This window comes from Streptomyces sp. NRRL B-24484 (assembly GCF_000717715.1).
Classification (GTDB): domain Bacteria; phylum Actinomycetota; class Actinomycetes; order Streptomycetales; family Streptomycetaceae; genus Kitasatospora.
The window spans coordinates 121,398-143,103 of record NZ_JOAI01000003.1 but is presented as its reverse complement, the minus strand read 5'-3'; the positions used below and the strand labels follow the sequence as shown (position 1 = coordinate 143,103).

23 protein-coding genes are annotated in these 21,706 nt (G+C 74.7%); 16 read left to right on the top strand and 7 right to left on the bottom strand.

What is annotated here, in order from left to right:
* Positions 1-31 precede the first annotated feature (31 nt).
* On the top strand, positions 32-946 hold the full coding sequence (locus tag IE98_RS0104010; RefSeq protein WP_030264116.1) for a hypothetical protein: 915 nt from the start codon (positions 32-34) through the stop codon (positions 944-946).
* Between the two features lie 111 nt (positions 947-1,057).
* Here the strand turns inward: IE98_RS0104010 and IE98_RS0104005 are convergent, their stop codons facing one another.
* Genes IE98_RS0104005 through IE98_RS0103990 form a run of 4 tightly spaced genes read right to left on the bottom strand, consistent with a single transcriptional unit; the run spans position 1,058 to position 4,935 of the window.
* The gene (locus tag IE98_RS0104005; protein ID WP_030264115.1) at positions 1,058-1,525 is read right to left on the bottom strand and encodes a copper chaperone PCu(A)C; all 468 of its coding nucleotides are present in this window, start codon (positions 1,523-1,525) and stop codon (positions 1,058-1,060) included.
* Positions 1,522-3,768 (bottom strand): heavy metal translocating P-type ATPase, encoded by a 2,247-nt coding sequence (locus tag IE98_RS0104000; protein WP_030264113.1) that lies wholly within the window; start codon positions 3,766-3,768, stop codon positions 1,522-1,524. The genes IE98_RS0104005 and IE98_RS0104000 overlap by 4 nt, the downstream gene beginning before the upstream one ends.
* A complete protein-coding gene (locus tag IE98_RS0103995; RefSeq protein ID WP_052390089.1) occupies positions 3,765-3,971 on the bottom strand; it encodes a hypothetical protein in 207 nt (68 codons plus the stop codon). The genes IE98_RS0104000 and IE98_RS0103995 overlap by 4 nt, the downstream gene beginning before the upstream one ends.
* 55 nt (positions 3,972-4,026) lie before the next feature.
* Positions 4,027-4,935, bottom strand: a complete 909-nt coding sequence (locus IE98_RS0103990) for a LysR family transcriptional regulator (protein ID WP_030264108.1) — start codon at positions 4,933-4,935, stop codon at positions 4,027-4,029.
* A 513-nt stretch (positions 4,936-5,448) separates the two neighbouring features.
* On the opposite strand from IE98_RS0103990, the gene IE98_RS44215 reads away from it, so the two are divergent.
* From IE98_RS44215 to IE98_RS49990, 11 genes are all read left to right on the top strand, one after another.
* Positions 5,449-6,219, top strand: coding sequence for a PucR family transcriptional regulator (locus tag IE98_RS44215; protein ID WP_052390088.1), 771 nt, complete (start codon positions 5,449-5,451; stop codon positions 6,217-6,219).
* A gap of 260 nt (positions 6,220-6,479) precedes the next feature.
* Positions 6,480-7,142 carry a DUF4142 domain-containing protein gene (locus tag IE98_RS0103980; protein ID WP_052390087.1) on the top strand — a complete coding sequence of 221 codons (663 nt, stop codon included), beginning with the start codon at positions 6,480-6,482 and terminating at the stop codon, positions 7,140-7,142.
* 70 nt (positions 7,143-7,212) lie between these two features.
* Positions 7,213-8,598, top strand: coding sequence for a DUF1996 domain-containing protein (locus IE98_RS0103975; protein WP_030264100.1), 1,386 nt, complete (start codon positions 7,213-7,215; stop codon positions 8,596-8,598).
* Between the two features lie 313 nt (positions 8,599-8,911).
* Complete coding sequence (locus IE98_RS41990; protein WP_052390086.1) at positions 8,912-9,571, top strand: ferric reductase-like transmembrane domain-containing protein; 660 nt, start codon at positions 8,912-8,914, stop codon at positions 9,569-9,571.
* Positions 9,568-11,004, top strand: coding sequence for an NADH-quinone oxidoreductase subunit NuoF family protein (locus tag IE98_RS0103965; protein WP_030264097.1), 1,437 nt, complete (start codon positions 9,568-9,570; stop codon positions 11,002-11,004). Before IE98_RS41990 ends, IE98_RS0103965 begins: the two co-directional genes overlap by 4 nt.
* 212 nt (positions 11,005-11,216) lie before the next feature.
* Positions 11,217-12,230 carry an SCO0930 family lipoprotein gene (locus tag IE98_RS0103960; RefSeq protein ID WP_043173373.1) on the top strand — a complete coding sequence of 338 codons (1,014 nt, stop codon included), beginning with the start codon at positions 11,217-11,219 and terminating at the stop codon, positions 12,228-12,230.
* A complete protein-coding gene (locus IE98_RS44210; RefSeq protein ID WP_052390085.1) occupies positions 12,227-12,706 on the top strand; it encodes a hypothetical protein in 480 nt (159 codons plus the stop codon). The genes IE98_RS0103960 and IE98_RS44210 overlap by 4 nt, the downstream gene beginning before the upstream one ends.
* 548 nt (positions 12,707-13,254) lie before the next feature.
* Complete coding sequence (locus IE98_RS0103950) at positions 13,255-14,079, top strand: RNA polymerase sigma factor (protein ID WP_159400819.1); 825 nt, start codon at positions 13,255-13,257, stop codon at positions 14,077-14,079.
* A gap of 358 nt (positions 14,080-14,437) precedes the next feature.
* On the top strand, positions 14,438-15,274 hold the full coding sequence (locus IE98_RS0103945) for a hypothetical protein (RefSeq protein WP_030264090.1): 837 nt from the start codon (positions 14,438-14,440) through the stop codon (positions 15,272-15,274).
* A gap of 162 nt (positions 15,275-15,436) precedes the next feature.
* A complete protein-coding gene (locus IE98_RS49995; RefSeq protein ID WP_052390083.1) occupies positions 15,437-15,781 on the top strand; it encodes an amino acid permease in 345 nt (114 codons plus the stop codon).
* 144 nt (positions 15,782-15,925) lie between these two features.
* Complete coding sequence (locus IE98_RS49990; protein WP_267882314.1) at positions 15,926-16,444, top strand: amino acid permease; 519 nt, start codon at positions 15,926-15,928, stop codon at positions 16,442-16,444.
* An 86-nt stretch (positions 16,445-16,530) separates the two neighbouring features.
* On the opposite strand, the gene IE98_RS0103935 is transcribed toward IE98_RS49990, so the two are convergent.
* Positions 16,531-16,839 (bottom strand): hypothetical protein, encoded by a 309-nt coding sequence (locus IE98_RS0103935; protein WP_043173372.1) that lies wholly within the window; start codon positions 16,837-16,839, stop codon positions 16,531-16,533.
* A gap of 123 nt (positions 16,840-16,962) precedes the next feature.
* Here IE98_RS0103935 and IE98_RS0103930 point away from each other — a divergent pair, with 123 nt between their 5' ends.
* Complete coding sequence (locus IE98_RS0103930; RefSeq protein ID WP_052390081.1) at positions 16,963-17,328, top strand: YciI family protein; 366 nt, start codon at positions 16,963-16,965, stop codon at positions 17,326-17,328.
* A gap of 11 nt (positions 17,329-17,339) precedes the next feature.
* Here IE98_RS0103930 and IE98_RS0103925 read toward each other — a convergent pair whose 3' ends face one another.
* Both IE98_RS0103925 and IE98_RS0103920 read right to left on the bottom strand, forming a co-directional pair.
* Positions 17,340-17,723 (bottom strand): VOC family protein, encoded by a 384-nt coding sequence (locus IE98_RS0103925; protein WP_030264082.1) that lies wholly within the window; start codon positions 17,721-17,723, stop codon positions 17,340-17,342.
* Positions 17,724-17,787: 64 nt separating this feature from the next.
* The gene (locus IE98_RS0103920; protein ID WP_030264074.1) at positions 17,788-18,294 is read right to left on the bottom strand and encodes a DinB family protein; all 507 of its coding nucleotides are present in this window, start codon (positions 18,292-18,294) and stop codon (positions 17,788-17,790) included.
* 389 nt (positions 18,295-18,683) lie between these two features.
* Between IE98_RS0103920 and IE98_RS45625 the strand changes: the two genes are divergently transcribed.
* The 3 genes from IE98_RS45625 to IE98_RS0103905 all read left to right on the top strand — a co-directional run bounded on the left by IE98_RS45625 (position 18,684) and on the right by IE98_RS0103905 (position 21,702).
* Entirely contained in the window at positions 18,684-19,259 is a 576-nt protein-coding gene (locus IE98_RS45625; protein WP_159400818.1) for an LppU/SCO3897 family protein, read from the top strand.
* A 133-nt stretch (positions 19,260-19,392) separates the two neighbouring features.
* On the top strand, positions 19,393-20,430 hold the full coding sequence (locus IE98_RS0103910; RefSeq protein ID WP_052390080.1) for a magnesium and cobalt transport protein CorA: 1,038 nt from the start codon (positions 19,393-19,395) through the stop codon (positions 20,428-20,430).
* 117 nt (positions 20,431-20,547) lie between these two features.
* A complete protein-coding gene (locus tag IE98_RS0103905) occupies positions 20,548-21,702 on the top strand; it encodes a carboxylate-amine ligase (RefSeq protein ID WP_078660752.1) in 1,155 nt (384 codons plus the stop codon).
* Positions 21,703-21,706 lie beyond the last annotated feature (4 nt).

Sequence of the window (21,706 nt, the reverse complement as noted above, 5' to 3'; positions counted from 1 at the left end):
CGCCCGCACCCGCACGACCGAAGGGCTCGCCGTGACCACCGCCTGGAAGGGCCACCGCCCGCTGCTCGCCTGCTCCCTCGCGCTCGCGGTCGGTGCCACCGCCCTGCTCGGAGTGGCCGCGCAGGGCTCGTCCGCGGCGCCGGAGCACCCCCCGGCCGCCGGCCCGGGCCGCGGTGCGCAGGCGTCCCCGGCAGCGGCCGGCCGGCACGGCACCCACACCATGGCCGGCACCGACGGACTCGCCTCCGAACGCGACGGCTACCGCCTGGCACCCCGCACCGGCACCCTGTCAGCCGCCACCCCGACCAGCCTCCCGTTCACCGTCACCGGGCCCGACGGCCGGCCGGTCACCGACTTCGCCGAGAACCAGACGCAGCGGATGCACCTCTACGCGATCCGCTCCGACCTCACCGGCTACCAGCACCTGCACCCCACCATGGCGGCCGACGGCACCTGGACGGCCGACCTGCCCGCGCTGGACCCGGGCACCTGGCGCCTGTACACCTCGTTCACGCCGAACAGCGGTCCGCACAAGGGCACCGAGTACGTGCTCGGCAGCACCCTGACCGTGCCGGGCACCGGAGGCGCGGCGCAACTGCCCGCCGCCTCCGCCACGGCCGAGGTCGACGGCCACACCCTCACCGTCCGGGCCGAGCCGACCGCCGCGGAGGCCTTCCCGCTCACCGTGACCGTCACCGGGCCGGACGGCAGGCCGGTCGGCGACCTGCAGCCCTACCTCGGCAGCTACGCGCACCTCAGCGCGTTCCACGAGGGCGACCTGGCGCTGGCCCACCTGCACCCGATCACTCCCGTCACCGCGGGCGGCGGCGGACCGGTGCTGACCTTCTACGCGATGCTCGCCGAGCCGGGGAACTGGCGGGTCTTCCTGCAGTTCCGGACCGCCGGCCGCCTGCACACCGCGGCCCTCACCCTCCGGGTGCCCTGACCACGGCGCCGTCCCCGGCCCGGGCCCGTCCCCGGCCCGGGCCCGTCCCCGGCCCGGGCCCGTCCCCGGCGCGGGCCCGGGCCGGGGACGCCCCGCCCGCCGCGCTGCCGGTCAGCCCCCGGTGCCGCCCGGCGACACCGCCACGGCCCGGACCCGCACGTCCGGGCCGCGGCGGAAGTGCAGGGTGAACTCCACCCGCTCCCCGGCCCGCAGCGCCGGCGGGCGGACCACCAGCAGGTCCACCCCCTCCACGGACATCCGCACCTCGGACCGGGCCGGCACGGCCAGCCCCGCCACCGGCTCCCAACTGCCGGTCGCCCCCCGGTGCACGTGCCGCTTCAGCACCACCCGGCCCGCCGGCCCCCAGCTCGCCCCCGTCAGCTCGTCCGGCAGATCACCGGGATTGCGCAGCACGAAGAACGCGGCCGTCGCCGCACCCGACGCCGGCACCAGGATCCGGCCCTCCCCGGCGACGACCGGCGCCGGGCGCCCCGCCCGGCCGAGGAACGTCCAGCCGAACAGCAGCACCAGCACGGCCGTCGCCGCGGCCACCGGCGGCAGCGCCGCAGCCCGCCTCACCGGACACCCCGCGAGACACTCCGCGAGACACCCCGCGAGGGCCGCCAGCCGCGCAGCCGCAGACTGTTGGCGACCACCAGCAGCGAACTCGCCGACATCGCGACCGCCGCCAGCACGGGATTCAGCAGGCCCAGGGCGGCGAGTGGCAGCAGGACGGCGTTGTAGCCGAAGGCCCAGACCAGGTTGGCGCGGATCGTCGCCACGGTGCGCCGGGCCAGCCGCACCGCGACGACCAGCGACTCGACGTCGCCGCGCACCAGCGTCAGCCCCGCCGCGCCGATCGCCGCGTCCGTGCCGCCCGCCAGCGCGACGCCCAGATCGGCCGAGGCCAGCGCCACCGCGTCGTTCACCCCGTCGCCGACCATCGCCACGCACCGCCCGGCCGCCCGCAGGTCGGCGACGACCTCGGCCTTGCGCTCCGGCGAGGCCGCGGCGTGCACCGCGGTGATGCCCAGCTCCGACGCCACGGCCCGGGCCGGGCCCGGCCCGTCACCGGTGAGCAGCACCGGCTCCAGCCCCAGGTCGCGCAGCCGGCGCACCGTCCGCCAACTGCCCGGCCGCACCCGGTCGCCCACCGCCAGGACGGCCGCCGCCCGGCCGTCGAGCTCCACCACCACGGCCGTCCGTCCGTCCGACCCGGCCCGGTCCAGCGCCTCGCGCAGGCGGCCCCCGAGGCCGGACACCCGGTCGGGCCGGACGACCCGCACCCGCCGGCCCTCGACCGTCCCCCCGACACCGAGGCCCGCCGTCGCCGCGAACCCCTCCACGGCGGGCAGTTCCGCCCGGCCGCGCAGCCGGGCCGCCGCGGCCACCGCCCGGCCCACCGGATGCTCCGAGCCGTGCTCCACCGCCCCGGCCAGCCGCAGCACCTCCGCCTCGTCGACCCCGGGCGCCGTGGTGACCGCCAGCAGGTCCATCCGCCCGGTGGTCAGGGTGCCCGTCTTGTCGAGCACCACCGTGTCGATCCGGCGCAGACCCTCCAGCACCTCCGGCCCGCGCACCAGCACGCCCAGCTCGGCGCCCCGGCCGGTCGCCGCCAGCAGCGCCGTCGGCGTCGCCAGCCCGAGCGCGCACGGGCAGGCCACCACCAGCACCGCCACCGCCGCCGTCACCGCCGCCTGCGGATCGCCACCGGCACCGAGCCAGAAGCCCAGCACGGCGGCGGCCACCGCCAGCACACAGGGCACGAACCCGCCGGCGACCGCGTCGGCGACCCGCTGCGCCCGCGCCCGGCCGGTCTGGGCCTCGGTCACCAGTGCGGTGACGCGGGCGAGCCGGGTGTCCGCACCGACCGCCGTCGCACGGACCACCAGCACCCCGCCGACGTTGACGGTGGCACCGGTGACCCGGTCGCCCGGGCCGACCTCGACCGGCACGCTCTCGCCGGTGAGCAGGCCCGCGTCCAGCGCCGAGCCGCCCTCGACGACGACGCCGTCCGTGGCCACCTTCTCGCCGGGCCGTACGACGAACTCCGTCCCCGGCATCAACTCCTGCACCGAGACGAGCCGTTCGACGCCCGCCCGGCGGACGCACACCTCCTTGGCGCCGAGCTCGGCGAGCGCCCGCAGCGCCGACCCGCCGCGGCGGCGGGCCCGTCCCTCCAGGGAGCGGCCGCACAGCACGAACAGCGGCACGCCGACCGCCGCCTCCAGGTACACGTGGGCGGCGCCGCCCGTGTCCGCGGTGAGCGAGAACGGCATCCGCATGCCGACCGCCCCGGCGCCGCCCAGGAACAGCGCGTAGCCCGACCAGCCGAAGGAGGCCAGCACACCCAGGCTCACCAGGGTGTCCATGGTCGCCGTCGCCTGCCGCAGGTGGTGCAGCGCCCGCCGGTGGAACCCGTACGCGCCCCAGGTCACCACCGGGACGGCGAGCAGGAAGCAGACCCACTGCCAGGCCGGGAACTGCAGCCCGGGCAGCATCGACACCGCCAGCACCGGGAGCGCGAGGGCGGCGGTGACGGCCGGCCGGAGGCGCCCGTCGTCCGGCTCCGCCGGTACGGCCGCGACCGGGCCGGCGGGGACGGGCGCGGCGGAGTAGCCGGCGCGCCCGACCGCGGCCACCAGGTCCGCCGGCGCGACGCCGGCCGGGTGGACGATCCGCGCGCGGCCGGTGACCAGGTTCACCGTCGCCGTCACGCCGTCGATCCGGGTCAGCCGCCGCTCGACCCGGCCGACGCAGGCGGCGCAGGTCATACCGCTCACGGTCAGGTCGGTGACCACCTCCCCGGCCGCGGCGCTCACCGGGCGGCCCCCTGCCCGTGGCCCGGCATGCCGTCCCCGGGGTGGCCGGGGACGGGCGTGCCGCCGGTGGCCGGCCGCAGTCCCGGTGCGACCGGCCCGACGGCCCTGCCCAGGGCGAACGCCCCGGCGAACACGAGGACGAGCAGCAGCGCGAAGCCCGTCAGAACACGATGCGGCCGGATGTCCGGCTCCGTTGTCTCCACCCCTCAGCAGTCGGGGCGCGGGGGCGCCGGGTTCCCGGTCCGCCCGCCCCGTCCGTCACGCCGCCCTGGCCGCCGTGCCCGCGACGTCCCGCAGGAGCGGGAGCAGCAGCTGCTCGTAGGCGGTGAGCGGGCGGGCCAGCGTCCAGCTGACCAGCACGGCGCGGCGTTCGGGCGCCGGGCGGATCCGGAGTTCGGCGAGCACGCGGTGCCGGAGTTCCAGCCGGACGGCGCAGCGCGGCACCAGCCCGACGCCGAGGCCGATCCGTGCGGCCTCCTTGACGCCCTCGGTGCCCCACAGGTCGAGGGTGCGGGCGCCGGTGAGCTCCCAGGTGTGCAGCAGGTCGGTGAGCTGGCGGCGGGTCTGCGAGCCGCACTCGCGCAGCAGGAAGGTCTCGTCCGACAGATCGGCGGGGGTGACGGTCCGGCCCGCGAGCGGGTGGTCGGCCGGGCAGACCAGCAGCATGTCGTCCTCGGCGAGCCGCTCGGAGCGGTACCGGCCGGACGGCAGCGGGCCGCCGCTCAGCCCGATGCCCGTCCGGCCCTCCTCCAGTGCCTCGGCGAGCTGGTCGGCGGTGCCGATGGCGAGGCTGAACTGGGCGGCCGGCTCGCGGCGCCGCAACTCCCGCAGGACGGACGGCAGGAACTGGCCGCTGACGGTGCTGGTACTGCCGATGACCAGGGGCTCCGTCCGCAGCAGCGCCGCCGCCTGGACGGCCTCGACGGCGTGGTCGGCGACGGCGAGCACCTCCTTGCTCTGCGCCAGCAGGACCTCGCCGGCCAGGGTGGGGCGGATCTTCGGGCCCGAGCGGTCGACCAGCTGCGTCCGCAGGGCTATCTCCAGGTTCTGCACCTGTTTCGACACGGAGGACTGGCTCAGGAACAGGACTTGTGCGGCGGCCGAGAATCCCCCGCACTCGATGACCTTCGCGAAAACCGCCAGTTGATTGAGGTTCAGTCGCATCATGGCCTCGCTCGCGTCCGGAGGGTTGGGACACAGGGGCCGGCGCGGCGCCCCGCGGGCCCGGCCGGTACGGCAATGTACCGTGCACCGGGCCCGTGTCACAGGCGGTTCACCTGCAAGATCAACAGGTCGTGTGCGCCCGTTCTCCGTGCCCCGCACCCGGGTTGACGAGGGGTCGGGCCGTCCGGGGGCCACCCGGCCGCCCCGGGGGTCCGCAGCCGGCGAATGGTAAAGGATTGGCAAAGGCGCGGGACGAAACCTCGATCCCGCCCTCTTTCCAGGTGACCGGCCCGCCCGTGGCCGGCAGTTCTCCCCGGGAGGTGGTCCGGTGCACGCTTGCCCCAGCGGTCGACCGGCAGTGCATTCCCCGTCCTGCACAACCGTGCGGCGGGCGTCAGCCCCGTCCGGCGCCCCCGTGCGCCGGACGCCCGCCCCGTCCGGCCGTCGCGCCGGAACCGCGAAGCCCGGCGACCGTCCCCCGCGGTGCAGCTCCGGCGGGCCGTGGAAGGGGTCGCAATGGATTCGCTGACCCTGCCCGGCGGCGGCCGCGGCGAAATCGTCCGGCGCGGCCCGTCCGAGCCCGCCGGCAAGCCCCGGCTGCAGGCCGGCCCCGGAGTCGCCCAGGCGGTCGCCCTGTCCGCCGTACCGGGACCGCCCCCGCCGGGACTGTCCACCGCCAAGGTCGTCGCCTACCTGCACGGCCCCGAGCCCTACCTGCTGATCCCCGACCCCACGCCGGGCGTCCGCCGGGTCCTCTCCCGCTGGCTGCAGGGCCGGGCGGCCGTGGTCGGCCCGGTGGTCAACCGGTCCGACGCCGGGGCCTCGCTGCGCTGGGCCCGCACCCTGCTCGCCCTGACGCCGCAGTGGCCGGACGGCCACGGCGAACTCCTCTTCGTCGAGGACCACCTGGCCGAGGTGCTCCTCCTCCAGGACCCGCTGCTGGCCGGCCGTCTGTCGGCCAAGTGGCTCGGCCGGCTCAACGACCTGACGCCGCGCCAGCGCGAACGGATGGAGCAGACCCTGCTCGCCTGGCTGGAGGGCGGCGGCGCCACCGAGGCGGCGGTGCTGCTGCGGATCCACCCGCAGACCGTCCGGTACCGCCTGCGCAAGCTGGAGCGGATCTTCGGCAGCAGCCTGCGCACCTCGCAGGCCCGCTTCGAGATCCTGCTGGCACTGAAGATCCACGGCACGGCCTCCGAGTGCGCCAGGCTGCGCCGCAGAGCGGAGGAACTGCCCCCGCACCGGACGTTCGGCCCCCGCCAGGACGTCCGCCGCAGCAGCCGCTGAGTGCTGCCCGCCACCGACCGTCCCGCAATTCCGTGACCTGAGACCGGAATCCGCGGACGCTCGAAGAAACTGTCCATTGTTGATGAAATTCCCGACGGACGCCCCCGCGATCCGTAGGGTTTTCACCGCGGCCGCCGGGCCCGTCCGAAGAGAATTCCGGCGGCAGCCGGTGCGATCACCCATTCCGGCGTGATAGGAAACCGATGTCATCTTCCAGGAAGAAACGCGGACCCGGGAAAGGCGCCTACGGCCTGCCCAGGGTGAGCCGCCTTCCGCGGTCGTTCGCCACCCTGGCGATCATCGTGGCCATGATGTCCACGGTGACGGCCCTGGTCGTCCCCGTCGTGAAGTCGGCGGGCTCGTACCGGACACCGCAGGCGGGCGGGCCGTCGTTGGGAACGACGACGCAGACCGCGACCGGTCCGCTGACGGCGCTCGACCGGGACTTCGTCAAACGCGTCCGGCTGGCCGGACTCTGGGAGATCCCCGCAGGCAGGATGGCCCTGGCCAAGGGCGGCTCGCCGGAGGTCAAGACCGCCGGCCAGCACCTGGTCGACGGGCACACCGCGCTCGACCGGGCCGACCTGGAGGCGGCCGCGACCCTCGGCCTGGACGTCCCCAGCGAACCGAACGACCAGCAGAAGGGCTGGCTGCAGCAGCTGGACGCGGCCCAGGGCGCCGAGTTCGACCGGCTCTTCGCCAACATCGTGCGCAGCGCCCACGGCCAGGTCTTCGCCGTCGTCGCGCAGGTTCGGGCCAGTACCCAGAACTCCACCGTCCGGGACCTCGCGACCGTGGCGAATTCCACGGTGCTCGACCACATGACGGTTCTCGAGGACACCCGACTGGTCAATTACGGCGGACTTTCCGCGCTGCCCGCGGGATCCGCCTCGCCGAGCCCGAAACCGGCCGGTCAGCGCTGACGGAGCGGTGATCCGCGAACGCCGGACCCGTGCAGAAAATACCCTGTCCACGACTATCGAGAGTGCGAACATGAGGACTCACAAACGTGATAAGGCCGGGCGGAGAATGCTGGCCCTGCTGCTCGCCGGCGTACTGGCGGTCGGCGGCGCCTCGGTCGTCGCCGCGGCCGCGTTCGCCGGGCAGCGCCCGTCCAGGTCGCAACAGGCCAACGCCCAGCTGGGCACCGTCGCCTGCGCCGACGTCGGACTCGGCCTGACCGCGGTGCCGGACGCCGCCCGCGCCGACGTCGACCGTGACCTCGCCGACCTCGACGTTCAGGTCGCGGACGCCTACCGCAGCCTCTCCGAGCCCGGCGGCGGAGGCGGTGAGAAGCGGGTCATGGGCGACCTGGCCGCCAAGCGGTCCGACACCCTCCGCAAGCTCGCCGCGAGCGCCGGCAAGGACTCCGGCCTGCCGCAGGACACCTCCGGCCTGGCGAACTGCGCGATCCGCAAGGACCTGGTGGTCGACGCGTCCACCAAGGACTACGCCAACGACGCGCAGAGCGTCGCCGCCCAGAGCAAGAACTCCGGCAGCTCGAAGTCCGGCCCCGGCCGCGGCTTCGTCGACATCCGCAACGTCGCCCCGAACACCGCCCGGCCCGCCCGCAACGGCCCCGCCACCGGCACCTTCACCTCGCGCTGCGGCCGCAACGAGAACCGCCACCTCAACCCCGACAACGTCATCGTCGCGCCCGGCGTCAGCAACGGCGCCCACCACATGCACGACTACGTCGGCAACCGCATCACCGACGGCTTCTCCTCCAACGGGAAGCTCGCCAACGCCGGCACCACCTGCTCCAACGGCGACCAGTCGGCCTACTACTGGCCCGTGCTGCGGGTCCTCGACGGCACCAACGACAAGGACGCCAAGGCACCGGGCGGCGGCAAGGACAAGAACGTCGGACGCATCCTGCAGCCCGCCGAGGTCGGCATCACCTACAGCTCCGCCACCGGCAACCGCGTCCAGCCGATGACCCGCTTCCTGCGGATCATCACCGGCGACGCCAAGGCCCTCACCAACGGCCCGGCCAACGCCCACGCCTCCTGGAGCTGCACCGGCTTCGAGGACCGCCAGCTCGCCGACAAGTACCCGATCTGCCCGAGCGGCAGCCGGGTCGTGCGGACGCTGAAGTTCCCCGACTGCTGGGACGGCAAGAACATCGACAGCGCCAACCACCGCACCCACACCGCCTTCTCCAAGAACGGCAGCTGCCCGCGGAACTTCCGCGCCATCCCCCAGCTCGTCCAGCGCGTCGCCTACGACGTGCCGTCCGGCGCCAAGTTCGCCGTGGACAGCTTCCCCGAGCAGCTCCACAACCCGATCACCGACCACGGTGACTTCATCAACGTGATGAACCGCAACCTGCTGGACCAGATGGTGAGTTGCATCAACGAGGGCCGCCGCTGCGGCTGACCTTCGGGCCGCCGGGCCGGCCGCACGGGCCGCCCCGGACGGCCCGGGCCGCGACCCCTCGCGCGGCCGGCCCGGCGGGACCGGGCGCCATTCGAGCAGAGCAAGGACACAGCCGGAGGGCTCAGCGATGTTGACAGGTCAAGGACGCCGATCCTGGCATTCGGCGGCAGGGCCGGCGCGTGCGGGCCGCGCGGCCCGAACACGCCAGGCGAACCGGTCGGACCGGGCCGCGCGCAGCGAGCAGGCACCCGCCGCGGCCGCGGCGGACCGGCCCGAGGGCCGGCAGCCCCGTTCGGTCTGGTCGTTCCTCCCCGTGCTGGCGGCGGGCCTCGGCCTCACGGCCGTCGCCGTCAACGGCGCACTGCAGGCCTTCCTCGGCATCGCCGCCGGGGTGCTCGCCCTGGTGTCGTTCACCTCCGCCGTGCTCTGGGGGCTGGCCGCGACCGACCGGCTGCTGCTGTACCCCGTCCACCGGCTCGCCGCCCAGGCGATCCACCGGGTGATGGGCATCAGCGGCGTGGTCTTCCTCGTCCTGCACGTGTGGATGAACCTGATCCAGGACCAGATCGGCCCGCTCGGCGCCTTCGTCCCCTTCGCCGACCCGCAGAAGCCGGTGCTCTACGGCCTCGGCGTGCTCTCCGGCTACGTGCTCCTCGCGGTCGCACTCGCCGGCGCCGCCCGCGGCCTGCTGGCCCGCACCGGCGACTCGCGGCGCTGGCGGATCGTCCACGTCCTCGCCTACCCGGCCTGGGGCGCCGGCCTGGTCCACGGACTCAACGCGGGCCGGCTGCCCGCCACCTACATCACCGTCATGTACTGCGTGGCCGTGGTCGGCGTGATCGTGGCCCTCGGGCTGCGGATGGCCTTCCAGGACCGCGGCGCCCCGCGCCGCCCGGCCACCGCCGTCCGCCCCGACACGGCCGCGCGGCCGCCGGTCGGCGCCGGCACCGGACGACGGAGGCAGGACGGATGAGCGGCGCGCCGATCGCCTGGCTCGGCCGGCCCGTCCTCTTCGCCGGCCTCGAGCACGCCGAGCAGCTGGACTACCGCGAGCACCTGGTCGTCCACGGCCGGCTGTCCCCGATGAAGGCCGAGGACCTCGCCGACCTCGCCGAGAACGTCGACCTGCGGGGTCGCGGCGGCGCCGGCTTCCCGTTCGCGAGGAAGCTCCGGGCCGTCGTCAAGGCGGCCGCCCGGCGCCGCACCAGCCCGGTCGTGGTGGTCAACGGAACGGAAGGAGAACCGAGTTGTCTCAAGGACGCGGCCCTGCTGCTGCGCACCCCCCACCTCGTCGTGGACGGGGCCCTGCTGGCAGCCGAGGCCCTGGACGCCGAGCAGGTGGTGCTCGGGGTCACCCGCGCCGACACCGAGCAGTCGCTGCGCCGGGCGCTGGCCGAGCGCCGGTCGACCCGGGTGCCGGTCAACGTCGCCCGGCTGCCGGAGCGGTTCGTCTCGGGCGAGGGCAGCTCGCTGGCCCGCGGCATCACCAGCGGGATCGCCCTGCCGCGCGGCGGCAAGGTCCGGACGAGCGACAGCGGCGTGCGCGGCCTGCCCACGCTGCTCTCCAACGCCGAGACCTACGCGCAGCTCGCGGTCGCCGCCCGGCTGGGGGCCCTGCCCTACCGCGAGTCAGGGACCCCGTCGGAGCCCGGGACGGTCCTGCTGACCCTGGCCGGCCGCCAGGTGGTGGAGACCCCGCTCGGCGTCCCGCTCCCGCAACTGCTCGCACTGTTCGACCTGGAGATCGGCCAGGGCGTGCTGACCGGCGGCTACCACGGCAAGTGGCTCAGCCCTGAAGCCGCCGGCCGGGCGACGGTGTCGCGGCAGTCCCTGCAGAGCCTCGGCGGGGCACTGGGCGCCGGTGCGCTCCTGCCGCTGCCGAACACCACCTGCCCGCTCGGCGAGGTCCTCCGGGTCGCCCGCTGGCTGGCCGACGAGACGGCGGGCCAGTGCGGGCCCTGCTACCTCGGTCTGCCGGCCCTGGTGAAGGAACTGGAGGCGGTGGTGAAGGGCGGCGGACGACCCGCCCTGGAGGCCGTCGAGTCCCGTATGAAGGCGGTCACCGGCCGGGGGGCGTGCAGCCACCCGGACGCGGCCTCCCGGTTCGTGGCCTCGGCGCTGGAGGTCTTCGACGAGGACCTGCAGATGCACACCTTCCAGTACGGCTGCGGCCGGCCCGTCCAGGACGTGCTCCCCATGCCGGTCATGGAGAGCGCCGGCACGATCGTCGTCGACTGGACCCTCTGCGAGGCGCACGGCCTGTGCACCAGCGTCCTGCCCGAGGTGATCAGCCTGGAGGCGGACGGCTTCCCCGCCGCCGGGGTCATGCCCGTCCCGCCGGAGCTGCTGCAGCAGGCGGCCCGAGCGGTCGACCGGTGCCCGGCGCTGGCGCTGAAGATCCAGTGACCGCGCGCCCCTGACCGGCCGCACCCCCGGTCCGACCCCCCGAATCGACCACATCCCTGTCCCGACCACATCCCTGTCCCGACGAGAACCCCTGATCCCGACGATCCACTCACCCCGACGATCCCCTGATCCCAACGACCCCCTGACCGAACGACCTTGACCCGCGATCCCTCGACAGCACCACCGATGGAAAGGCAAGGAAGATCTTGACGATGACCACGAAACGATACGGCCTCGTGGCGGTCTGCCTCCTGCTGGCCGGCCTCGTGCTCATGGCGGCCTTCGGGAGCGCCAACAGCAGCGCCAGCCCGGCCAACGGCAAGGCCGACGCCGGCCAGTTGGCCGGCTCGGGCGGTACCCCGGCCCCGGCCGGCGGAGGCGGAGCCTACGGGGACTACGGGTCCTCCGCGCCGGCCGGCTCCGCGGGCAAGCCGGGCGGGCAACTGGCCGTCCGCGTCGACGAGAAGCTCGGCCCGGTGATGACGGACGGCGAGGGCTTCACCCTCTACCGCTTCGACAAGGACACCGCCAAGCCGCCGGCGTCCAACTGCTCGGGGACCTGCGCCACCACCTGGCCGCCCGTGCTGAAGGACGACGCCACCACGGCGGGCACCGGCGTCGACGCCGGCAAGCTCGGCGAGATCACCCGGGCCGACGGCTCGCGGCAGCTGACCGTCGGCGGCTGGCCCGCCTACCGCTACGCGCAGGACGCCGCGCCCGGTGACACCAAGGGCGAGGGCGTGGGCGGCACCTGGCACGCCCTGGCCCCGGACGGCAGCAAGGCCAAGGCCGGCGGCGCCACCGCGCCCACCGCCACCGCCCAGCCGACCGCCATGCCGTCGATGACCCAGCAGGCCCCGTCCGGCATGCAGCTCTCCCTCTTCAACCACCCGCAGCTCGGCCCGATCATGGTGGACGCCAACGGCATGACCCTCTACCACTTCGCCAAGGACACCGCCTGGCCGATGCGCTCCAACTGCGAGGGGGAGTGCCTGAAGACCTGGACGCCCGCGCCGCCGGTCGACCCGAAGAAGATCAAGGGCGTGGACCCGAAGCTGATCGGCAAGATGCAGCGCTCCGACGGCACCTGGCAGCTGAGCATCAACTGCACGCCCGCCTACCTCTACACCGGTGACAAGAGTGCCGGCGACGCGCTGGGCAACGGCCTGGCCAACGGCGCGTGGACCGCCATCAACCCGCAGGGCAAGGCGGCGACCGGCAAGTGAAGGTCCTGAGCGCGGCCCTCGGACCGCCGGGGGGCGAACGTACCGTCCGCACCGCGCTGAAGTGGTCCGCGCTGGTCCTCCTGCTCCTCCTCGGAGTCTTCGAACTCCTCTGGGGGCCGGGAGGACTGGCCGGCACCTCACAGGCCGCCCAGCGCCCCGCCGGCACCTCGGTGGAGGACCTGGCCCGGCGGATCGGCTGCACGGCGGAGATCACCGCCGACACGGCCGACCTCCGGCAGGGCCTGTGCACCTCGGCCGGTGAGGAGGTCTGGATCGCGACCTTCCCGGAGCCCCGGGCCCAGCAGTCCTGGATCACCGAGGCCGAGGCCTACGGCGGTTCCTACCTCGTGGGGGAGGACTGGGTGGTGGTGCTCTCGGACGCCACCGCGGACCAACTCCACGGCCTGCTGGGCGGAAAGGTGGTCAACGGGGCGGACCACACCGGGGCGCACCAGCACCCCGGCGGCGGCGGGTAGCCGAGCACGGACTGCAACCAGAGGGCGGGGTTACCACCGGTACAGCCGGTGGCAACCCCGCCCTCTCGCATGCCAGTTGTCGCTGTGCGCTGCTCGGCATGTGTCGGAGCGTCACATCGCGGTGCTGACACACTGTCACACAAGGCCTCCTGCGGGGGCGTTCAACCATGCAAATGCTGTATGAACTTTCCGCGCATTTCGCAGCCGTTCCACTTGACGCGAGCGCGCCAGGGTGTCGTCCGACGCTCCCACCAGGCGTGGGAGCGCGCCCCGCGGTGCCGAGACGCAGCCGTGATGCGATGCGCGCGATTCCCCCACATTCGGATCCGGAATCGTCCGGCGCGATGCCGTTTTGAAGACTGTTGCACTGAAACCCGTGGGACTGGTGTGCTGTGGCCCTTCCGCCACACCGTCCCGACGGCCCCAGCAGCGAAATGCCGTCGATGCCTTTCGTCCAGGCAGTTCCCCGTCCCGGCCCGTGCGGCCGACACGCCGGCCAGGCCCCGCGAACTCCCCCCGTGAGAAGGCCAGAGCTGAGGAGGAACAGGGTGACCCCTCGTACCAGTACCCCCGAGTCCGGTTTGAGCGCGCTGAGCGACGCCGAACTCGCGGAGGCGATCGCCGCCCCCGCCCCGACCGGAACCTCCCGCATCCGGGAGGTGATGGCCGAGGTGTTCACGCGCCACCACGGCGCGGTGCTCGCCTACGCCCGCCGCTACTGCCGCGACCTGCAGACCGCGCAGGACCTCGCCGCCGAGGCCTACGCCAGCACCTACCACTCCGTCGCCCGCGGCCGCGGCCCGCGGCACGCCTGGCGGCCGTACCTGAAGGCCTGCGTCCGCCGGACGGCGATGGAGTGGAGCGCCCAGACCACCGACCGCGTCGTGCTGCCGGAGGACTTCCACAGCTGGGCCGACCACCTCGCCGACGAGACCGGCACCGAGAACGCGCTGCTCGCGGCGGAGGAGGCCGAGCTGATCGCCCGGGCCTTCCGCGCCCTCCCGGAGCGCTGGCAGGTGCTGCTCTGGTTCTTCGTGGTGGAGGGAGAGTCCGCCGCCACCGTCGGCAAGCGGATGAGCATGACCCCGAGCGGGGTCCGCTCGCTCGCGGCCCGCGCCCGCTCCGGGCTGCGCGAGGCGTACCTGCGCGCTCACGTGGACGAGGGCACCGGCCTGGAGTGCCGCTACTTCACCTCGCTGCTGGCCGGCGCCGTCCGCCGCCCGGGCCGGCGGCGCGGCCGGGAGCTGGCGCGGCACCTGGACGAGTGCCTGAGCTGCGGCCGCGTGGCCGACGAGTTCCGCCGGGCCAACCGCCGGATCGTCACCTCGTCCCTGATACCCACCACCCTGCCCGAAGCGGTGGCACCCTGCTGACCCCGACGGGCCCGGCCCGCACCGTGGCCCGGGCCGCGGGCCGCGCCCGCCCGGTGCGGCCGTCCGGTGCACCGGCCCTCCCGGAGCGGCCGTCCGACGCGCCCGCAGCACCGGTCCGGCCGCGGGTGCGGAACCCCGGCAGCGGCCCACGCGGTGCCACCGCGCCGGTGTCCGAGACCGCGGGTACCACCCCGCTCGCCAGGTGCTGCACCGCAGCCGCGAACGGCTCGTCGGCGACCTCGCCTCTCCGTGACCGGCCTGCCCGCCGCGACCCGGCTTCGCGACGGGCCGGCCTGCGAGGCCGGGTGCAACCGGCGCCGTCCGGCCGTACGTCGGTAGCCGGGGAAGGGAGCGCACATTGGGCTGGGAACTGGACGTCACGCACGAGGAGTCGGTGCCGGTCGGCCTCGACGGCGGCCGGTCGTCCGTCGGGGTGGTGCCGCCGGGCCCGGGGTGGCCGGCCCGCGGCCCGGTGCTGCGGCTGGTGATGCCGCTGGCCCGCCCGGTCGTGCGGGTGCGGCGGATCCGCACCGCCGCCGACGGCACCCGGACCTGCACCGAGCTCACGCCGACCGTCCGGACCGGACGGCAGTGCGTCCTGGAGTACCCGCTGGACCCGCCGGGCGGCGAGGCCGCCGTACGGTTCGAACTGGACTGGGAGGTCCGGCGCGCGGCGGACCGGCGGGAGACGCCGGGGGACGAGCAGCTGCTGACCCGGATCCACCTCGTCGCGCCCAGCTCGGACGGTGAGGACCAGCTGCTGGCCTCGACCCTGCTGCGGCTCGCCTGGTGCGACCCGGGGGACCGGGAGCCGCTCGACCTCCTGCTGCTGCGGGCCGCGGCCGACGAAGCCCTGCCCGCGACCGTCCGCGCCGCCCTCGCCGAGCTGGCCGAGGCCGACCGGGCGGCCGTCCCGTCCTGTGCGTACTGCGCCCTGCGGTGGGAGCTGCGCCTGCTCGACGCGGCCGACCGGGCACGCGCAGCCGTCCGCGGACGCGCTCGCCTCGCCGCCCTGCTGGAGCTGCTCGACACCTCGACCGCCGGCCGCACCCACCGCAGGCCCTGCGACTGCCGGCGCCAGAACCCGGGGCGGACCGGCCTCGCCCCCGAGGTCCCGGAGGACGAGCTGCGGCACGCCCTCACCGCCGCCCGGGCCCGCCACCTCGCCCACCGCACCGCACCCCCGCCCGCCTGACCCGTCGCCGCTGCCCCCGCGGGCTTCGGCCGGGCGTCCGAACGGGGGCCCGGTCCTGCGCGTCGGCCGCCGCGGAACGTGACATGGACGCCGCACGGGAGAGACCGGCCGCGCGTCCGCCCGGCCGGTCCGGCGGCGGGCCGAGGGCTGACGGAGGGTGAGGTGGCCGCGGTGGCGGAGGTGTCGACGGACGCGCACGACGGCGGGAGCGCGGTCGAGGCGGGCGGCTACCGGCAGGAGCTGCAGCGCTCGCTCGGCTCGTTCCAGGTGTTCGCGATCTCGTTCGCGTTCATCTCGGTGGCCGTCGGGATCTTCGCCACCCACGACGACGTGCTGCGGTCCGCGGGTCCGGTCGGGATCTGGCTGTGGATCGTCGCGGCCGTCGGCCAGACCCTGGTGGCGCTGGTGGTGGCGCAGTTCGCCGCCCGCATCCCGCTCAGCGGCTCCTCGTACCAGTGGGCCTCGCGGCCGGGCAGTCTCGGGTCGGCTGGTGGTTCGGGTGGCTGACCTTCTGCTACCTCGCCATCGCGGTGGTGGCGATCGACAACGCGCCGGCCAGCCAGGCGTTCATGCCGCTCGCCGACATCGCGCCCGACGAGGGCACCGCGCGGGTGATCACGCTGGTGGTGCTGCTCGTCCAGGCCGTCCTTCATCCAGGAGCACCTCGGCGCGGCGGCGGAACGGGTGCTGCTGGTGCTGATCTGCTTCGCCTTCTTCGGCGCCGGGATCGTCGTCATGACGTCCTGTTCACGGCTCGTCTTCGCGATGTCCCGCGACGCCCGCTTCCCCGTGCACCGGGTGATGCGCCGGGTCCACCCCCGGACGCGGACCCCGATCCCGGCGACGGTGCCGATCCTCGCGCTGGGCGTCGTCCTGATGGTCGCGCTCCCGGGCGCCGCCCTGCTGGAGCTGATCACGGCGTCGACCATCCTCCCGGCCCTCATCTACGGTGCGACGATCGTGCTCCACCTCGCGGTGCGCCGCCGGCTGGGCCGACGGCCGGGCGCGTTCTCCCTGGGCCGAGCCGAACTGCCCGTCGCCGTCAGCGCACTGGTGTGGACGCTGGTCTCCCTGGTCGCCCTGATCAACGCGGCCAACCGGCTCGCCGTGATCGTGCACCAGAAGGGCGGCTCCTACGAGCCCGGCATGTTCGTCGCCGCACTCGCCTGACCACCGCTCGGCCGACCCTGACTTCCCGCTGCGCCGGCCGCCCCGGCTGAGCGTTCGGCCCCGGACCCGACCGGCCCGGGGCCGGGTCAGTCCTCCGGGAGGAGACCGGCGTTCACGGCCCGCCACCGGAGCCGGTGGTGCCACTCGTTCGCGTCCGCCGCCGGTTCGACGACCGGCAGCGGCCCGGGCCCGGACTCCACGAGGTGCAGCAGGGACCATGCGACGCCGTAGCAGTCGTCCGGGCCGAAGCACTCCGCGAGCCGCGCCGCCTCCTCCGCGGTGACCGGGCGGGAGATCGCCTCCAGTTGCCGGACGCGCCGGGCGATCTCGTCCTCGTGCGCGTCCTCGTCGGGGAGCGGGCCGCCGGCGGTGAACGCCGCCGTTTCGGGTCTCATGGCCGCATGATCGGCCGCCTCGGCCGGCCACGGCAAACACGTTCGGCCCCACCGGGGGCGGCAGCTCCGGGATCCGCGCACCGCAGTGCCCGCACCGGTGCCAGGCTGGGCGGTGTGAAGTACATGGTGCTGATGTACGCCGACCCGGCCGCGACCGCGGCGATGACCGCCGAGCAGCGGGCCGAGGTGTTCGCCCGGCACGAGGCGCTGCACCGGGACCTCGCCGACACCGGCGAACTGCTCAACGGCGCCGGGCTGGCCTACCCCGCCGACACGACCGTGCTCCGGCTGCACGACGAGGCCCCGGTGCCGTCGGACGGGCCGCTCACCGCCGCACCCGTCCACCTGACGGCCTACTACGTGCTCGACTGCGCGAGCCCGGAGCGGGCCCGCGAGATCGCCGGACGGGTGGTCGACTTCCACGTCGTGGCGGTCGAGGTCCGACCCGTCCACGACTCCTTCGGCATGGGGCCGTCCGACGACGGCTGACCCGCCGTCCGTCAGACGGGCTCGATCCGGCGCCGCAGCAGGCAGAACTCGTTGCCCTCCGGGTCGGCCAGGACGTACCAGCTCTCGGCACCGGTCTGGCCGACGTCGGCGTGCCGGGCGCCGAGGGCGAGCAGCCGCTCCAGCTCGGCGTCCTGCTCGCGGTCGGTGGCGCTGACGTCGATGTGCAGCCGGAGCTTGGCCGGCCGCGGGTCCTCGGACGGGCTGATGACGAGGGTGGGCTGCGGGCCGCCGAAGCCCGTGCCGGGCGGCCCGATCTCGATGCTGCCGTCGTCCTCCCGGCCGAGCTCGACGTAGCCGAGCACCTCGCGCCAGAAGGCCGCGAGCAGGCCGGGGTCGGCTGCGTCGAGGACCAGTTCACTGATGCGGCACGCCATGCCCGTCAGTGTACGTGGACGACCGGCCGCCCGGCCCGACCGCGATGCGTCGCGCGACGGCGCGTCAGGAGCCGGTGGTGCCGTCCACGATCTCGCGGAGCACGTCGAGGTGCCCGTTGTGCCGGGAGGTCTCCTCGATCAGGTGGAGGACGATCCAGCGCAGGTCGAACCGCCCGCCGTCGCGCCGGGTCCGCTTCGCCACCGAGTCCAGGGAGTTGGCGGCGATCAGCTCGTTGTGGCGGGCGCACGCCGCCTCGTACTCGGCGAGCAGCTCGTCGAGCGGGCGGTCGACGGCGATCCGCATCTCCCGGTCGGGATCCTCCTCCGTCCAGGGGCCGCGGTCCTCCTCACCGAGGAACATGACCTCGAACCACCAGTGCTCGACCCACCGGAGATGGTTGATCAGGCCGGCGAGGGTCATCAGGGGCGAGCCCGGCAGGGGAGCGCGGCGGGCGTCCTCGGCGCTGACCCCCTCGCACTTGGCCCGTGCGGTGGCGCGGGCGTAGTCGAGGAAGGTGATGAGCTGGGTGCGCTCGTCCAGGGCCGCTGGTACATCGGTTCGTGTAGTCATCGGGTGGATGATCTTCCACCCGTCGTCCGCCTGTCCAGCGGTTTTCCGGGACCCGCCGACCGATCGGGCAGCCCCGCGGACGATCTGACGCAGCGTCCGGACACCGTGCGCCGGGCCGCCGGAAATCCGGTGCCGCGCCGTCGGTGCGCACCGGTGGCGTCCGCCTGCCCACCCCCGGAACCACTCCCGCAGCGGATCCGCATGTCCGTACCCGCACCGCAGCTCCCGTCCGACCCGGCCGCGGCCCCCGCCGACGGTGCGGGGACGGGCCCGGTGCCCGTGTCCGCACCGCCCGCCCCGGGCAGGCCGCGGCCGACCCCGGCCCGGCCGCCGGGTCGGTGCCGTTCTCCGCGGGCCCGTTCTGCCGCTGCTGCGGCTCGGTGCCGGCCGTGCAGGCCACCGTCCGCGGCCACCAGGGCTTCCTGGTGGTGATGCGCTTCCTCAAGCCGCGCGGCCCGTTCTGCCGCGACTGCGGCACCGCCGTCTTCCGGGACATGACGGCGAAGAGCCTCTGGCAGGGCTGGTGGGGCATCGCCTCGACGGTGATCAATCCGGTCACCGCGCTGGTCAACCTGGTCGCGCTGGCGAAGATCCGCAGGCTGGCCCCGCCCGTCCCGGGCGCCCCCGGTGTCCCGCTGGTGCCGGGCCGGCCGCTGTTCCGCCGGGTGGAGATCCTCGGCCTTCTGCTGCCGGTACTGGTCGTCACTGCCTTTGCGTTCGCGGCGCAGCGCGACCCCGACTACGCCGATGTCGGCGACTTCGTCCACAACGCCGGCAGCGACTACCGGCCCGACCTCGGCGTGGCCGACTGCTCCGGCCGGGACGCCGAGTTCCGGGTCATCGCCCGGTTCGAGGTGTCGGACGCGAGCGTCTGCAAGGGCTACCCGCAGACCGACGCCGCGTACGTCCAGGAGCGCGGCTCGAAGGTCTACACGCTCTGCCTGGCCGAGGTCACCCCCTCCTGAGCCCCGCCGGGGGGCCACCGGCGCGGCCCCGCTGAGCGGGCCGCGCCGACTCGGAGGAACATCGGTTGCCGGGGGCGGGTACGGCGCGCCGTGCCGACCCACGGCGCGGTCGGCCGGACGCGAGGAGACGGTCATGATCGTGGACTGCGCGCACTACCGCGACGGACGCCGGCAGCACGAGGGCACGATGCCGCTGGAGGAGGCCGCCGAACACGCCCGGCAGGGCGGCTTCGTCTGGCTCGGCGTCTTCGAACCCGGGCCCGAGGAGCTGGACGGCGTCCGCGAGACCTTCGGACTGCACGAACTCGCCGTCGAGGACGCCCAGTCCTTCCACCTGCGGCCGAAGGCCGAGCAGTACGAGGACGGCACCGAACTGATCATCCTGCGCACCGCGCGGTACGACGACGAGCGCGAGGAGATCGACACCGGCGAGATCAGCATCTTCCTCGCCGAACACTTCGTGATCACCGTCCGCCAGGGCATCGCCAGCGAACTCGCCGGCGCCCGCAGCCGCCTCGAACGCCGTCCGGACCTGCTGCGCACCGGCAGCGCCGCCACCCTGTGGGCCATCCTCGACCAGGTCGTCGACGGCTACGCCCCGGTCGTCGCGGAACTCGACCGCGACATCGAGCAGATCGAGGCCACCGTCTTCTCCGGCGCGGTCGCGCCGACCGAGCGGATCTACTCCCTGCGGCGCGAGGCCACCGACTTCTACCGCGCCGTCCACCCGCTGCTCGCCGTGCTCGCCCGGCGGCTGCAGCCGGGGCGCGCGCCGGCCGAGCTGCTGCCCTTCTTCCGCGACGTGCACGACCACCTGCTGCTGGTGAACGAGGAGGTCGCCGCCCAGCGCGACCTGCTGGCCACCGTGCTGGAGGCGAACATCGCGGTGATCTCGGTGGAGCAGAACACCATCACCCTGCGCCAGAGCGCCACGATGGAGCGACTCACCGTCATCGCCACGGTCTTCCTGCCGCTCTCCTTCGTCGTCGGCTTCTTCGGCCAGAACTTCGCCTGGCTGGTCAGGAACATCACCAGCTTCACGGCGTTCCTGGTGCTCACCCTCGGTGGGCTGCTGCTGCCCTGCCTGCTGCTCTTCGTCTGGCTCCACCACCGCCGCCGCAAGCCCGCGGCTCCGCTGCCGGGCGGCCTGGCCCACCGGGACACCCCGTAGCCGCACGGCCGCCGGCCGTACCCGAGTGCCCCGGCACGGCCTCCGATGCGGTCTCCGGGCCGGCCCGGGAACACCCGCCCGGATGTGGTGACGCGGCGGACGTGGTAGCCCGGAGTCATGGGCGCTGGCACCGACACGGCAGGCGGGGGCGGACGACGCCGCGATCCGCGGGACTTCCCGACGGTCGGGGTCGAGGAGGAGTACCTGCTGCTCGATCCCGAGAGCGGCCTGCCGCTGCCGCGGGTCGACGCGGTGCGGCAGGTCGCCGGACTGCACCCCGCGGTGCACCACGACGAACTGCAGAACGAGCTGCTGCAGGCCCAGGTGGAGGTCGCCACCCCGGTCTGCGAGGGCCTGGGCGAGGTCGGCGGCCACCTGCTCCGGCTGCGGCACGCGCTGGCGGCCGCGGCGGAGTCGGCGGGCTGCCGGCTGGCGGCCTGCGGCACCGCCCCGTACGCGCCCGATACACCGCCGGAGATCGTGGACGCCCCGCGCTACCACTCGATCCGCAGCATCGTCACGCGGCTGGCCGACGAGGCGATGATCAACGGCATGCACGTGCACGTGGCCGTCCCCGACCCGGAGACCGGGGTCGAGGTGCTCAACCGCCTCCGTCCCTGGCTGCCCGTGCTGACCGCGCTCTCGGCCAACTCGCCGCTCTGGTACGGCACCGACACCGGCTACGCGAGCTGGCGGACGGTCGTCTTCGGCCGCTGGCCGATCAGCGGCATCCCGCCGTACTTCGAGGACGCCCGGGACTACGAGCGCCGGATCGACCACCTGCTGGAGGCCCGACTGATCCGCGACCGCGGCCAGCTGTACTGGCAGGCCCGGCTGTCCGCCAAGTTCCCGACCGTGGAGCTGCGCGCGATGGACGTCCAGCTGCGGGCGGACGAGGCGGTGATGCTCGCCGGACTCGTCCGGGCGCTGGTCGTCACCGCGATGCGGGACGCGGCCGACGGGACCCCGCCGGACGTCCGCACCCCGGAGAGCCTGGAGGGCGCGGCCTGGCACGCCGCCCGGTACGGCATGGACGGCACCCTGCACGACCCGGCCACCGGGATGTCCCGGCCGGCCGGCGAGGTCGCCGCCGCCATGCTGGAGCGCCTCGCCCCCGCCCTGGAGACGCTCGGCGACACCCGCGCGGTGGCCCCCCTGGTCGGCCGCCTCCTACGGGAGGGCAACGGCGCCGAACGCCAGCGCCACCACCTGCAGGAACACGGCAGGGCCGGCCTGATCGCGATGATCGCGGCCGAGAGCGCCGCCTCCTGAGGCA